This is a genomic window from Streptomyces sp. NPDC127038 (genome assembly GCF_042725875.1).
Classification (GTDB): Bacteria; Actinomycetota; Actinomycetes; order Streptomycetales; family Streptomycetaceae; genus Streptomyces.
This window is the reverse complement of sequence record NZ_JBHXDQ010000018.1, coordinates 19,091-33,096: the sequence shown is the minus strand read 5'-3', so window position 1 is coordinate 33,096 and position 14,006 is coordinate 19,091. Positions and strand designations below refer to the sequence as shown.

Annotated in this window: 11 protein-coding genes and 1 tRNA gene; 5 read left to right on the top strand and 7 right to left on the bottom strand. The window is 70.5% G+C overall.

Features of this window, described 5'->3' with window-relative positions:
* Positions 1–60 precede the first annotated feature (60 nt).
* Positions 61–264, bottom strand: a complete 204-nt coding sequence (locus ACFWI4_RS15660; protein WP_339134274.1) for a cold-shock protein — start codon at positions 262–264, stop codon at positions 61–63.
* Positions 265–658: 394 nt separating this feature from the next.
* On the opposite strand from ACFWI4_RS15660, the gene ACFWI4_RS15655 reads away from it, so the two are divergent.
* Positions 659–1,387, top strand: coding sequence for a family 16 glycosylhydrolase (locus ACFWI4_RS15655; protein ID WP_387195840.1), 729 nt, complete (start codon positions 659–661; stop codon positions 1,385–1,387).
* Between the two features lie 104 nt (positions 1,388–1,491).
* Here ACFWI4_RS15655 and ACFWI4_RS15650 read toward each other — a convergent pair whose 3' ends face one another.
* The 3 genes from ACFWI4_RS15650 to ACFWI4_RS15640 form a co-directional block, all read right to left on the bottom strand.
* Complete coding sequence (locus tag ACFWI4_RS15650) at positions 1,492–2,370, bottom strand: geranyl diphosphate 2-C-methyltransferase (protein WP_385406209.1); 879 nt, start codon at positions 2,368–2,370, stop codon at positions 1,492–1,494.
* 15 nt (positions 2,371–2,385) lie between these two features.
* Positions 2,386–3,666: a family 2 encapsulin nanocompartment cargo protein terpene cyclase gene (locus tag ACFWI4_RS15645; RefSeq protein ID WP_387195837.1), complete on the bottom strand. Its 1,281-nt coding sequence runs from the start codon at positions 3,664–3,666 to the stop codon at positions 2,386–2,388.
* Between the two features lie 118 nt (positions 3,667–3,784).
* Positions 3,785–5,197, bottom strand: coding sequence for a family 2B encapsulin nanocompartment shell protein (locus tag ACFWI4_RS15640; protein ID WP_387195835.1), 1,413 nt, complete (start codon positions 5,195–5,197; stop codon positions 3,785–3,787).
* A gap of 433 nt (positions 5,198–5,630) precedes the next feature.
* Between ACFWI4_RS15640 and ACFWI4_RS15635 the strand changes: the two genes are divergently transcribed.
* Positions 5,631–6,830: a hypothetical protein gene (locus ACFWI4_RS15635; protein ID WP_387195833.1), complete on the top strand. Its 1,200-nt coding sequence runs from the start codon at positions 5,631–5,633 to the stop codon at positions 6,828–6,830.
* Between the two features lie 121 nt (positions 6,831–6,951).
* Positions 6,952–7,026 (top strand) — tRNA-Trp (locus ACFWI4_RS15630).
* On the opposite strand, the gene ACFWI4_RS15625 is transcribed toward ACFWI4_RS15630, so the two are convergent.
* The gene (locus ACFWI4_RS15625; RefSeq protein WP_387195830.1) at positions 7,008–7,679 is read right to left on the bottom strand and encodes a hypothetical protein; all 672 of its coding nucleotides are present in this window, start codon (positions 7,677–7,679) and stop codon (positions 7,008–7,010) included. The two genes, ACFWI4_RS15630 and ACFWI4_RS15625, sit on opposite strands and share 19 nt — an antisense overlap.
* Before the next feature lie 131 nt (positions 7,680–7,810).
* On the opposite strand from ACFWI4_RS15625, the gene ACFWI4_RS15620 reads away from it, so the two are divergent.
* On the top strand, positions 7,811–8,596 hold the full coding sequence (locus tag ACFWI4_RS15620; RefSeq protein ID WP_387195828.1) for a GNAT family N-acetyltransferase: 786 nt from the start codon (positions 7,811–7,813) through the stop codon (positions 8,594–8,596).
* 12 nt (positions 8,597–8,608) lie between these two features.
* Here the strand turns inward: ACFWI4_RS15620 and ACFWI4_RS15615 are convergent, their stop codons facing one another.
* Together ACFWI4_RS15615 and ACFWI4_RS15610 are read right to left on the bottom strand one after the other, a co-directional pair.
* Positions 8,609–10,708: a hypothetical protein gene (locus ACFWI4_RS15615; RefSeq protein WP_387195825.1), complete on the bottom strand. Its 2,100-nt coding sequence runs from the start codon at positions 10,706–10,708 to the stop codon at positions 8,609–8,611.
* A 162-nt stretch (positions 10,709–10,870) separates the two neighbouring features.
* Positions 10,871–11,029, bottom strand: coding sequence for a hypothetical protein (locus ACFWI4_RS15610; protein WP_387195822.1), 159 nt, complete (start codon positions 11,027–11,029; stop codon positions 10,871–10,873).
* Positions 11,030–11,376: 347 nt separating this feature from the next.
* Between ACFWI4_RS15610 and ACFWI4_RS15605 the strand changes: the two genes are divergently transcribed.
* Complete coding sequence (locus ACFWI4_RS15605) at positions 11,377–13,968, top strand: hypothetical protein (RefSeq protein ID WP_387195819.1); 2,592 nt, start codon at positions 11,377–11,379, stop codon at positions 13,966–13,968.
* Positions 13,969–14,006 lie beyond the last annotated feature (38 nt).

Here is a 14,006-nt window from a genome sequence, read left to right as displayed (position 1 = left end):
CAGAGAAACAGGAGCGGGGCCCGGCATCCGCCGGGCCCCGCTCACCGCTGCGATCTGGCGTCAGCCGCGGACGATGTTCTCCGCCTGGGGGCCCTTCTGGCCCTGGGTGACGTCGAAGGAGACGGTCTCGCCCTCAACCAGCTCACGGTAGCCGTTGCCGGAGATGTTCGAGTAGTGGGCGAAGACGTCGGGGCCGCCACCGTCCTGCTCGATGAAACCGAAGCCCTTCTCGGAGTTGAACCACTTCACGGTGCCGCTGGCCATGCTGATGTCCTTCGATATCGCCGAGGGTCCCCCCGGCTGCTACATGAAACGGGGCCGTCCTCAGACGGACAACACCCGAGGTCTTTTTTACCCCACGAGGCGGACTCATGACTATGGCTCCGGGGTGACTTCGATCATGATTTGAGGCCATGAGCGGAGGTCTGTCCGTGTGGCGGGGTCCCTGTCCGCCACGAGGGGATCCCACCGGAGTCCTCGCCCTCCGAGCGGTTCCCGGCCCGTCGCGCGCCGGTCACGCCGCGCCGCGTTCACCTCTGGAACGCAAGCAGCAAACCGTGCCGCTTCTATTGTCAGGTTCTGAACAAGCCCCTACGTTCCGAAGGAAGCGTGGGACCGCTCCCACGCGTCGTCTCCCCCATCGAGCAATGGAGCTCCGATGACGACACTTCCCGTACGACACAGGTGGCTCATAGGCGTCGTGCTCGCCGCCTGCGTGCTGCTGCTCGCGGCGCCACAGCCCGCGCACGCCAGTTCCTGGGGCGCCCCCCAGACCGTCAACTCCTGGAACGTCATCAGCGGCAGATGGACGGCCAACCACGAGTTGGAGACCTACACGCCGGACTGTGTCTGGTACGACGGTGACACCCTGATGATCAAGACCTACAACGCGGGCGGCCAGGTGTACTACTCCGGCCGCGTCGAGTCGAAGGCCCTGTACGGCTACGGCACCTACAGCTTCACCGCGAACATGCCCAGCGGGCAGGGGCTGCTCCCCGCGGTGTGGGCCGCCTATCTGAACCCCTGGCTCCCCGAGATCGACGCCGCCGAGATCGTCGGATCCAACCCCGGCACCGTCTACCAGACCTTCCACGACCCCGCGAACGCGCAGACCCAGTGGTCGGCGAACAACTCGGGTGGCTGGACCAACAGCTTCCACGTCTACTCGTTCAGCTGGTGGCCCGACCACATCGACTTCTGGGTGGACGGCGCCTTCCAGGGGACCAAGTGGTACACCACGGCACCCGGCGTCGGCATGCACTTCATCGTCAACACCGCGGTCGGCGGTGACTGGCCGGGCAACCCAGACTCCTCGACCTGGGCGACCGCCGACGGGGCCCGCTACCTCAAGGTCTCCGCGATCACGTACACCCCGTACTACCCGTGAGCGGGCACGAGGTGGCGCGCTGATCGACGCCGGCTGATCGACGCCGGGCGCACGGCTGGGTCCGGGCACGTCCCATGACGTGCCCGGACCTGTCATCGGGTCGGTCAGACCCGGTCGGCCGCGATCAGGAGGTACTGGAAGGAACCGTCCTTGTACGAGTTGATGAACGCCGTCTCGATGCCGGTGACCAGCGAGGACGTGGCACGCAGCTCCCAGTAGGGCAGCGTCTCCGGCGTCAGGTCGATGACGGCCTGCGGCACCAGCCGGTTGTTCGCCATGGCGCGGAGGTACTCACGGCGGGAGTGGATGTTGCACTCGAAGTGGGCGTTGATCTGCGAGACCCACTTCGACGGCTGGCCGTAGCGCGGGTTCCAGCAGCCGGTGATGGTCACATAGCGCCCGCCGACCGACAGGACGCGCGAGTGCTCGGCGAAGAGGTCCTCCAGGTCGACGTACATGCTCGACTCGTTGTTCCACGAGGCGGCGGCCTGTCCGGTGTCGAGCGGGGTGTCGAGCATGTTGCACACGCGGGCCCGGACGTGGTCCTCGATGCCGAGCTCCAGCGCGCGGCGGTTGGCGAACTCCGCCTGCTTCGCGGACAGGGTGACACCCTCGACACCGCACCCGAACCGCTGGTGGGCCATGACCATCGAACCGCCACGGCCGCAGCCGGCGTCCAGGAGCGTGTCGTCCCGCCCGATGGGGCCGAGGTGGTCGAGGAGGACCTCGGCCTGCGCCGACTCCAGCCGGTGGAGTTCGGAGACCAGCCTGCTCTCGTACCCGGCGTCCCCGGTGTCGCCGAGAGCGGCGTGGTCGATGGCGCCGATGCCGTAGTGGTGGTGATAGAGCCCGTCCACGTCACCGAGGCGCAGGTTGACGGGCCTGGCCTCTCCGTCCCAGTAGCGGGCGATGTCCTCCTGATAGGGCGAGGCCGGGCCGGGGATGAACGCGGTGGTGGCGGTGGTGAGTTCCGTGCTGGTCATGGTGGGATCCGTTCCTTACCAAAAGTCGGGCAGGCTGTATCGGTAGGTGTTCGTCTGGTGCCAGTGGTGGTTTCCGTCGACCCAAACGGCCACGCCCCGCAGGAAGCGCAGCACACTCGGGACGGGCAGGGCGGCCGCGAGCGCGGCGGCCTCGGACTCGAAGGCGTGCATGAGGTCGTTGTGGAGCTCGACGGCCTTCAGATAGGCGTCCCGGTCCGTGGCGCCCTCGCGTTCGGCGATCACGACGGGCAGATTGAGATGGCGGCCGGGGCTGTCGAGTTCCTTGGTGTACGAGTAGAGGTCGTTCACGATGGTGGTGGCGTTCGACGCGAGCGCGATGACCCGCTGCATCTCGGGCCGGGCGTGCGCGTCCGCGGGCAGTTCGTAGCCGCCGACGGTGTCGGTGATCGTCGGGCAGGGGCGGAAGTTGTTGAACTGGCGCATCGCCAGGTACTCCCAGACCTCGGGCACGTGGTCCGCCTCGGCCCAGGCGGCCTCCGCGAGGTACCCCAGGTGCAGCCGTGCCATGTCGTGCCGGTACCGGTCGGCCTGCGCGGGGGTGGCGCGTTCCGTGAAGTGGCGCATGGCCGAGCGATAGGCGCGCCGGGGCGCGTCCGACTGGAGCGACTCCGCCCACGGCCGCTCGTACTCCGCGGTCGTGAGTACGGGGTCGAGCGCGGTGTGCGCCAGCAGGAGCCGACTGCCGAGCCCGACCGGGGAACCGCCGTGGTCCTCGCAGTAGCAGTCGTCGAGCACGTTCTCCGCGACCATCAGCCGGGCGGCGACCATCAGGTGGTCGACGGTGGGGGCGTCGGGATGGCAGGCCACCATGTATCGGCCGACGGAGAAGCCGTCGAACTGGTCCTCCCACTCCGGCGGGTAGGCCTGGACCTCGTCGACCGCCCAGCGCTTGATCCGGCGGCTGACCTCCTCGACCCTGGCGGGGTCCGGGGGCACCACCGGGTGGTGATAGAGGCCGGGGACGGGTGTGCCCTCGCTCGTCGGCTCGGCCTCCCGAAGGGGCGGGGGTTCCTCGCCCCACGTGGGGTACAGGCCGGCGGTGCCCAGTCCGGTGGGACCGCGCAGCAGCCGTTCCAGGACAGGGGCCGCGGGATCGGCCGCGGCAGGGCTCTCCACCCCGTTCCGCGGGACGAGGGTGCCGAGGGCTTCGGCGCCGGTGGTGCCGGGGCCGGTGTCGCCGTGGGGCTCGGGGTGGGTGAGGCGGGTTCGGGCCGCCACGAGGGCCACGGCGTCCGCCAGGCGTGACTGCACAGAGGTGGGCCCGGGCTCGGGCATCCTTGGCTCCTTGATGGAATGAACGAGGTCCTCGCCGGGCCGGGACCGGGACAGGCGGGAATTGTCAGGCGGGCCCTGGGCCGTGTCCGCCGGGTTGACGAGACTTTGCGGACGCGTCCTAGTGGCGGTTGCGGGCGATCTGGACGTTCTCCAGCACGCCCAGGGCGTCGGGCAGCAGGATCGCGGCGGAGTAGTACGTGGTGACCAGGTACGAGAGCACCGCCTGCTCGTTGACGCCCATCAAGCGCACCGACAGCCCGGGCTCGTACTCGTCCGCCAGGCCCGTCTGACGCAGGCCGATGACACCCTGGTTGTCCTCGCCGGTCCTCAGGGCGAGGATGGAGCTGGTGTTCTCACTGCTGACCGGGATCTTGTCGCAGGGCAGGATCGGGACCCCGCGCCAGCCCAGGACCTGCTGACCGTCGACTTCCACGGTCTCCGGGTAGAGGCTGTAGGCGCTGAACTCACGGCCGATCGCCGCGATCGTCCTGGGGTGGGCGAGGAAGAACTTGGTGCCGCGGCGCCGGCACAGCAGATTGTCGAGGTCGTCCGGTGTGGGCGGTCCGGAGTGGCTCTGGATCCGCTGCTTGAAGGCGGCGTTGTGGAGCAGCCCGAACTCGCGGTTGTTGATGAGCTCGTGCTCCTGGCGTTCACGCAACGCCTCGACCGTGAGCCGGAGTTGTTCCTCCGTCTGGTTCATCGGCCCGTTGTAGAGGTCGGTGACCCTGGAGTGGACGCGCAGGACCGTCTGGGCGATGGAGAGTTCGTACTCCCGCGGGTGGAGTTCGTAGTCGACGAACGCGCTCGGCACCTGGGCCTCGCCGCTGTGCCCGGCCGACATGGCGATCTCGGCCTCGCCGTGGTGGTTCTGCCCCCGGAGGGCGAGCGAGCCGGCGCGTTCCAGGTGCATGCGCAGGGCCGGGGCCGCGGACACCACGGCGGCGAAGTCGGAGCGGGACAGCGTCAGTACCGTGCCCGCCGTACGGGCGGTGGCCGTGCAGTCCCATCTGGCGTCCGGGTCCACGAGGGCGTTCTCACCGAAGTGGCCGCCGTCGGCGAGGACCGCGACCGTGGCCTCGTCCCCGTACGTCCCGACGGACGTCTGGCCGATCCGGCCGTGGGCGATCAGATGCATGTGCTCGGCGGGGGTGCCTCGGTGGACCAGCACCTCGCCGGCCTGGAAGTCGCGCCGGACGCAACGGTCGGCGATCGCCGTCAGCACGTCGGCGTCCTCGAAGCCGCGCAGCAGGGCGAGTTCACACAGCTGACGGGGAATCACCCGGATGTCGGCGCCGTCCTGGACGAACTCGATGTGCCCGTCGCCCACGTGGTAGCTCAGGCGGCGGTTCACCCGATAGGTGCCGCCCTCGATGTCCACCCACGGGAGCATCCGGAGCAGCCACCGCGAGGTGATCTCCTGCATCTGCGGGGCGGACTTGGTCGTGGTGGCGAGGTTGCGGGCGGCCGCGGTGCCCAGGCTGGTCTGCCGACGCGGCTCCAGCCCTGCTTCCGGGCTGGTCTCAACGGTCATCGAGCGAGGTCTCCTTCGCGAGGGCGTCGGTCGGCGCGTGGGCGCCGACCACCGGGTGCGACAGCGGATGGGCGAAACGCGGGGAATTCGCCTGGATCCATGGGGACCGTATCGGCCGATGCGCCCGACTTGCCCGTCGAGCCGGTCGAGTTACCTCGATACAGCGATCTTGCTCCGCGCGTGGTTTAGCCGGAACCCTCCGGATTCGGACAGCATGATCGAGATCCGGCCTGCCCCCGGGCACGGGACCGCGCCCAGATCGGGTGAAACGGACACCCTGAAGGCCTCGGCGGCGGAGTGGTGTCAGCCGTCCCCCTGGACGGTCGCACCGGGTCCCCGGAGTGCTGTCCCGGGGCCTGTGAGGCCATTGCGTAAACGGCGCCTGGCCAGGGATGATGCCCCCCATTGATCGTTAGGCAAGGGTGGGACAGCTGTGAACGAGGAAGTCCTCGACGGTGGGGCGGAATCACCCGGATCGGTCGGCCGAATCCGCTATCGGGCTTCCTGGCGGCAGATCCTGCCGCTGGGCGTGGCCTTCGGCATCATGGCGCTGACGCAGTGGTCGAACCTCGCGATGTCGGCACACGCCCACGGAGGAATGCCGGGCGTGCCGCTGGGGTCGCGCGCCCTGGCCGTCGGGCTGCCGATCGTCCTCGCGGTCGAACTGTGGATGCTGGGCCATCACTTCGGGATCAGCCTGACCCCCGAGGCGGCCGTCGTCCACAACATGCGCCGCCGGACCATTCCCTGGACGGACGTGGCCGAGGTCGCGGTCGAACCGATAGCCGGTGGGCGGCGGGTGGTGCTCTACGAGTGGGACGGGCGCCGCACACCGCTGCGCATGCCGAGCTCCGCCTTCCTGTCCCGCGACCCCCGGTTCGACGAGAAGGCCGCGACCATCCGGAGCTGGTGGCTCGCCAACGGCGGCACGGCCCAGGGCACGGACAGGGCCGATGAACCCGACGCCGGGGAGAACGCCTACCAGCGACTCCCGGAACGCCTGCGCATGCGGCCCTCGTTGAACCGCTCGGGGCCCGGGATCCTGCTGCTCGTCCTGGTCGCGGCCGATGCCGTGCTGGCGGGATACGCCGGAGGTGGCGCCGATCAGCCGACGGTGCTCAGCCGCGTCCTCGGCGTCCTCGTCGCGATCTCACTGCTGCTGGGCGCGGGCTTCCTCGGCTTCGGCAGAGGTGTCGTCCTCACCGCGGACCAGCTGACCGTACGGGGGCTGCGGCCCAGGGCCGTTCCGTGGGACGACGTCCAAGGGATCGTCGTCGAGCCCCACGGCGGCGGGCGCAGGGTGGTCGTCGTCGAGACGAACGGCGCCCGGACGCCGTTGCCGGTGCCTCGGGTCGGACGCGTGCTGTGGGATCCGGAGTTCGAAGCGGACGTCCAGACGCTCCGTCACTGGTGGCACATCTACGCACGGACCGACGCGAGCCCGACCGCCGCGGCCGCGCTCCAGTCCTCGGACCAGCCCTCTGACCCGGGTCCGGACGAGCCGGAGCTCCTCCCCTACACCGGGCCGCGTCTGTGGCAGAAGGTGGTGCTGACCCTGGTCTGCGTCGCCCTCGGCTACGAGATCCTCGTATCGGCCCTGGTCGGAACCCTGTTCGTCACCATCGGTCCGTGAACGGACAGCCGCAGGCCGCTCGGTCGGCGGGTTCGACCAGCCACCCGAGCGCGGGGTAGGTCATCGCCCCGGTGCGCGCACTGGGCCGATCCGGGCGCAGTGCCTACGATGGTGGAGGGGCGGGGCCGTAGCGCAGAGGTCGTCGCGCGCGGTCTCCACAATCGCGAGGACGCCGGTTCAATTCCGGTCGGCTCCGCCTTCCGGCACCGAGGACGGCGCGGGTGTGCCGCACGCTCTGCGTTCCGCCTCCCGGCCGAGAGCGGGGAGCCCCTTCCGGAGCCCGCACCGCAGGCTCTCGGAGCTCCGGCCGTTCATCCAGGTCGTGACGGTCCCCCGAACGGTGCCGGCCTTGCACCTCGCCGAGAACTTCGCCGTCACCAGCCGGACGCCCACCGCCTCGACGAACCGGCCTCGGCGGGCGGTGTCCGAGTCGTTGACCATCGTCGAGGTCTCGTGAACGCCCGGCTCCGCGAGCGTAAGTCGGGTCCCCACCGGTACCAGGGAGACCGACATCTTCCACTCCAGCGACGCCAGCGCGTCCGCGGGCCGCACACCGGCCTCGACCGCCGCGCGGGAGATCCGGGCCGACATCGGGCGGATCAGTCTCGGCACGGGCGGCCGCGCCGAGCCGTGCGCCGGAATCCGGATCTCCTCGGCGTCGGAGAGTCCCACCAGGACGGACCGCTGTCCCACTGACTGCCAGACATAGCCGTCCGCCTGGCACCGGGGCGGGGCCGAACGCGACGGGGACGGCTGCCGGGCCGCGGCGGCATCGAGCGAGGTCTGCTCCCGCGCGGAGCAGGCCGTGAGGAGAACGACGGCACACGCCACCGCCAGGGCAGATCTCAACAGGGTTCCTTGCCTGGTAGGAAGGCCGCGGCGGGCCTGATGGCGGCCAGTGTGCCAGTACCCGGGACGCGGCTTTCAGGGGGGCCGAAAATGCTTTCCGGACTCCGCGCAGGGCCTCGTACGGTGACCACGTGAACGATGAATCGATCGACGAACTCCGTGCCGCGTACGACGCGCAGCTCCGCGGTGTCACCCCGCCCGGTGGCGGCGCCCGTGTGGAGCGGGACGGCCCCCTGACCCGTGTCGTCGGATGGCACCGCGGCTTCGTCTCGGGCCCGCGCGACCTGGGTGTCCACGGGGCCGACCTCGACCGGCTCATCGCGCGGCAACGCGACTTCTACGCCGCCCGGGGCGAGGCGGTCGAGTGGAAGACCCGCGCCCACGATCTCCCCGCCGACCTCACCGACCGTCTCACCGCGGCGGGCTTCGTCGCCGAGGACAGCGAGACCGTGCTCGTGGGGAGGTCGGCGGATCTCGCCGGCGAACCCGTCCTGCCCGACGCTGTGACGCTCCGCCGTGTCACTGCGAGGCGGGACCTCGAGCGGATCGCCGCCCTGGAGAGCGAGGTCTGGGACGAGGACTGGAGCTGGATCGCCGACGACCTGACCGCCCGGATCGAAAGCGCACCGGAGAACACCGTCGCCCTCGTCGCGGAGGCCGGCGGCGAGGTCGTCTGCGCGGCCTGGCTGGTGTTCAAGGACGGCGCGGACTTCGCCGGGCTCTGGGGCGGCTCGACGCTCGAGGAATGGCGCGGACAAGGCATCTACCGGGCCATGGTCGCCCACCGCGCACGGCTGGCCTCCGCCCGAGGTGTCCCCTACCTGTATGTCGACGCGTCGACCGACAGCGCCCCCACCCTCAGCCGCCTCGGCCTGCGCGCGATCACCACGACGACACCGTATGTCTGGTCGCCCTGAACTCGCCCGGGTTCAGGGCCGTATGTGCCCCGGAAGGTCCGCGTGCCGGTCGATCCAGGCCTGGGCCTCAGCGCGTTCGGCCTCCGTCGGCGCGGGTCTCACCTGGTCCGGATACCGGATCAAGCAGTGTTCGCGGGCGGTGCGCAGGCCGATGGCCCGGGCCTCCGGTGAGAGGCCGGGGTGCTCGGCGACCTCAAGGGCGCGCTGCCACCAACTCCGGGTGCGGGAATCGACGGCGTAGTGCCACAGCGGCTGTGCGGGGTCGGCCACGCCGATCAGCACCCGGCGCAGGACGTGCTCGGCGATGCCCGGGGTGCCGATCAGACGGTCGGCCACCAGGAGCGGGTGTTCCCCGTCGAGGCGGGCACGGACGAGCACCCAGGTCATCAGCTGGCCCACGTCGTGGCCGGGCGAGGTGACGAACCGCCACAGCTCGGCGGCCTTGGCCTCGTCGGGGGCGCCGAGATGGGTGAGGAGCCGCAGCTCGTTCTTCCAGACCGGCCGGGCCCGGTTCCACCAGTCGACCAGCTTTCCCGCGACCGGGTGGCCTAGGTCGAGGGCGAGACAGGTCGCCGTGACGAGCGGGTGGCGCCATTCCGTGTACGTCGTCCGGTACGCCTTGGTGAGGTCCTTCAGCCGCCGCGGGAACAGCGCGTCGACCTCGGCCTCCGTGGCCGAGCCATGGGCGAGGAGGAGTTCGAGGCAGAAGCCGAGTCCTTGCAGGCCGGTGTCCGGGTCGGCCACCCGCTCCCGCAACCACCGGGCATCGGCGTCGGTGAGCGTCCGGTAGCGGTGCCACACCCCGCCCAACACCGTTTCGGAGGCGGTGAGATCGGGGCCCGTTCCGGACAGGATCCGGTCCCGGGCGGCCTCGTAGCGGTCCACGGCCGCGAGTGCCTCTGCGGTGTCGACGCCGACGAGCACGGAGCCGTCCGCCCGGAGCGCCTCCTCGCGTACGAGATCGGCCTGGTCGCGGGCGGCGCTCGCCGCGAGCACGCGCAGGGCGTCCGGCAGCCGTTCGTCGGTGGCGAAGCGGACCGCCGCGAGGGCGGCGTAGGACCGGCCCGCCCGGTGGTCCGCGCCCGTCTCCCGGCGCCAGTCGGCGGTGGCACCCCCGACCATCGCGTCGTACAGGCGGGTCAGTGAGGTCTCCGGGGCCTCGGACGCGGTCAGTTCCGCCGCGAGGACGACCGCGGCCCGTACCACGTCGGGTTCGTGGAGCGAACGGTGCAACGACAGCCAGGCGCCGACCGATCCCGGGTCGCCTGCGAGGGCGAGTCCCCGCACGGTCATCAGGCCCCGCTCGGACGGGACTTGTTGCACGATCATGGACGCCAGGGAGCCGAGCTGCTCGACGAGCTCCCAGGTCTCCTCATGGCCCTGGCGCAGCAGCGCGTGGAGCAGCGACCGCCAGGCACTCCATGCCATGAGCTGCCCCGCGTGCTCCAGCCGCCAGGCACGCAGCAGCCGTTCCGTCTCCTCGGGTGTGAGTTCGTCGCGCCGCTCCAGGGAGCCCACGAACGGGGTGGCGGCGGCGAGGTCGAGCGGCTCGCGCAGCCGGTCGTGGAGCCACCCGGCCTCGGCCGGTGTCAGGGGCCGGTACCGCGGGGTGGAGGCACCGCGGTCCAGGGGCTCGTCGAGCTCCTTGAGGAACTGGCGCACGCCGTCAGGGTCCGTGGGGTCGGGCAGGCCCGCCTCGTCCCGGTGGGTGACCCGGTCCAGTACGAAGGCCGCCTTGGGTCCGCCGTCGACGATCCGGAATCCGGCCGGCGCCTGCGCCAGCCCGGCGGCGACGGTGGCGTGGTCACCGCCCCAGTGCAGCAGCAGTTCGCCGTTCAGTGCGCCGGAGCGGTCGAAGGCGTGCGCGTGGGACTGCCAGTGCCAGTACGCGAAGGAGACGGGGCCGGTGAGCCCGCGGGCCTCGACGAGCTCGGCGGCGTCGCCGTGGCCGTCCGACTGGGTGTAGCGGGCTCGCCTGGGCGGCGGCAGCACCAGGAAGCCGTCGCCGCCGAGTTCCCGCCACCAGGCCGTGATCCTGCCGAGGTCCGAGGGCTGCCGCGTGGGCCGCCGTGCCGGACCGCGCCCGGGCGGGGTGGTGTCGGGGGTGTTCACGTGCTGCTCCCTGGGGCTCCGGGATTCCTCCCGAACGAATCATCGACCGGGATTCACCCTGTCACAGGGGTCTGACATCACAGGGTCGAACATCACAGGCTCCCGCGGTGACGGGAGCCTGTGACGAGGGGACGAGGGCCGCGCGTCCCCCGTCAGCAAGGGTCAGTGGTCACCCGATGTTTCGAGCACCGGCTCTTCGTCGGCGGGCGGTTCCTCCGGCGTTGGCGGCGGCGGAGGGAACAGGACGGCCTCCAAGAGGTCCAGTGCGAACACCATGAGGAGCAGGGCCACCGGAACGAGCAGGGCTATCAGGATGGTCACGACACCTCCCTGTAAAGCAATGATCCGGAGTCGGTGGTGCGGACATCGGTTCCCCATCAGCGTGCACCCGAATGGAGGACGCCGCATGTCACAGCGTGGAATCACGTAGTCCGATCGAGTGACATCCCTTGTCGCGCCTGAACGCTCAAGGCGGACGGTCCGCGCCGAGTCGAGCCCGACGTCCCCCGAAGCGCCGATGAGGCGCATCGATTCGGCCACAATCATGTACACGACGGCTTCGCACGTTCCCGTGCCGGGAAGCCGCGGGGTGCGGGACGCACGCGGGGTGGCGTGCGTGGCACGGGATGCGGGCGGGAACGGGGGGCTCGGTGCGAACGTGGGGTGCGGTGCGGTGGTGGGCTGCGCGTGCGGCCGTCGTCCTGGGCGGGCTCGCCGCCCTGCTCGGCTGCTACGAGCCAGGGCGAGCGCAGGCGCAGACCGCGAACGGCGAGAGCCCGGCCGCGATCACCGTCAAGGTCGGCTGGGATACCGAGCGGCAGGAAGTGACGGTGGTCTGCGATGTCGACGTGGTGCTTCCGGCCCGCTCACCGGCCCTCGCGCGACTGCGCGGCGGTCAGGCGGCCGGAGGATGCCCGGCGAAGTTCAACCGCGACGGAACGCTTCCGGGTCTGCGCTGGACCGTCCACCCGCAGACGGTGACGCAGGCGAAGGCAGCCGGGAACGCCCGGCTGAAGTACGGCCTGACCTTCTACCTGGCGAGGGTGTCCGGCCATCAGACACTGACGTTCACCCTCGACCGGGCATCGTTGTCCGGCAGCAACGCCTCGGGGCTGGCCAAAGACTGGACCGTGCGGCTCTCCTTTCCTCGGTGGCAAGTCGAAAGCGTGACGGGACCTTTGACGAGCCAGTTCCCGAACTCTCTTTCCTGGCGAGTCACTTCGCACAACTCCGGTCTGCGGGTCACGATCGACCGAACCGTGCGCACAACCCTGCCGTCGACCGAACGGCACCAACGGCGTGACGAGTTGGTCGCCGCACTGGTTCTCTCCTCGGCCGGCTTGACCATGTGCGTCGCGATGTTCGTGGCACGCGTGACGCCCGAGAGGGTACGTCGGCGCTGGCTGAGGGCATCCTGGGCGCTAACCGCCGTCACCTGGCTGCTGGTCGCGTCCCCGGCCCGCTGGTTCTGGACCACCTATGTGAGAGTCACCGGTCAGTCCGGGACCTTCATCGTCCACGGCAACATCACCGGGAGCATCGCAGGACCCAGCCACTACCCGGCCCCCGAGCAACTGTGGTCGCCGGGACCGGTACTGGCACTCTGGCTGTGGTACCTGGTGCCCGTCCTGGGATGGTGGTTCAGCCGCAGACTGGCCACCGGCCGGCCTCCTTCGGTCTGGATCGTCTCGGCGAGCTGCGCCGCCCCGCTTCTGGCCCTTCTCCTCCTGTTCGGCGACAGCCTGGTCATGACCCGCAGCACCTTCGCCGTCGTGCTTGAATCCCTCGTGGCGTCGTTGACCGCCTACGCCATTGTCCGTCTGATCCCGGCGACCGGCGTCGTGCGCAGATGGGCCGGACCCGCCCTGGGCCTCTTCTTCATGACCGTGTGCCTGGTGGAACTGAGCAGATCGCCGCTGTTCGGTCAGAACAGTTACTACGACAACGGGAGCACCCACACCGCCCTCGTCGCCGTCTCCTGGCCGGCGGCGGCCTGGATCACCTCACTGCTGCCGTTGGCCGCCGGCCGACGCCTCGACAAGCTCGTACTCGGCGCCGTGTTCGTTCTGGTGTGGCTGCTCATGTGGCCGTCGACGGGCGTGCTGTCCGGCAGTCGGCTCACGGCCCTCGACCTCCTGCCCTGGCCGCAACTGACCGGCTACTGGGGTCTGCCCTATTTCACCGTGGGGGCCTGTCTCGCCGCGCTGGCGGTCGGCTATCTGCTGCGCGTGGGCCGCGACGGCAGGTCCCGTGCTGCCGCGGTCGGCCCGTGCGGCATGGCGTTGATGGTCTGGGCGGCGGCGAACGACATGGGCAATCCGAGCCTGCGCACCTTCACGGCCTGGGGTTCGGCGCTCGCGGTGTTCTGGGCCGCGGTGAGCTGGCGGCTGCTCGTCTCCGCGGACGCCGAGACCGACGGGCGGTCGCTGCGCCGGGTGTCACGGGGCGCCCACACCCGGCTGATCCACCGGTGGATCTCCTACCGGCAGGCCTGGGACGCGCGCGGTGACCTCCAGCGCACCACACGTGAGGCCATGGCCGAAGGCACCGTCACCGTCGCCGAGTTCTCGTCCCGCTGGAGGCAGTTCGACGTTCCGGGATCGGCACCTGACCAGGCAACCGCCCTCGCCCGGCTGAAGCGCTCCGCTCTCGGCTCCGGTGCGGGTGCCACACCCACCGCCTCGGGCCTGGCCGCGGCGGTGGCGGCCCAGGTGCTGGCGCTGCCTTGGGCGGTCTACAAGCTGGCGACCGGGCAGACACTGGGGAGGGACTTGTTCATGCCCGCGCCCTTGGAAGTGGGCGCGGAGCTCGTGCGCTTCGGCCACTGGGCCGTCTACGGCTTCGTCTTCGGCTACTTCTACACCTGGATCAAGGGCGGTGACCCCGTCGTCAAGGCCCTGGTGCTCTTCGGGTGCGTCCTGCCGATCGAGTTGTTCCCCACGGCCACGGTGACCCTTGATCCGCAGTACACACAGGATCCGTCCTGGACCGACTTCGCGATCGGGGCGGCCGGGGTGACCGGGCAGAGCTTTGTGATCTGCATGGGTCTCGGTCTGCTCTGGGAGTGGCAGCTCGCCCGTGCCGCGGCCGTCAGGTGGTCCCAGTTGAGGAACTTCCGGCGCCTGGGGTCGATCACCGTTCCGCTCGGAACCGTGCTGGTCGCCGCGGCGACGGCGTACGTCACGGTCGTCGCCGGCGCGCTGGCGGAACAACAGCTCACCACGCCCCCCGAGCCCACATCCTCCCACCAGGGCCCATGAAGGACGTCGGCCGGCCGGGCGGTGGACCGGGAACATCG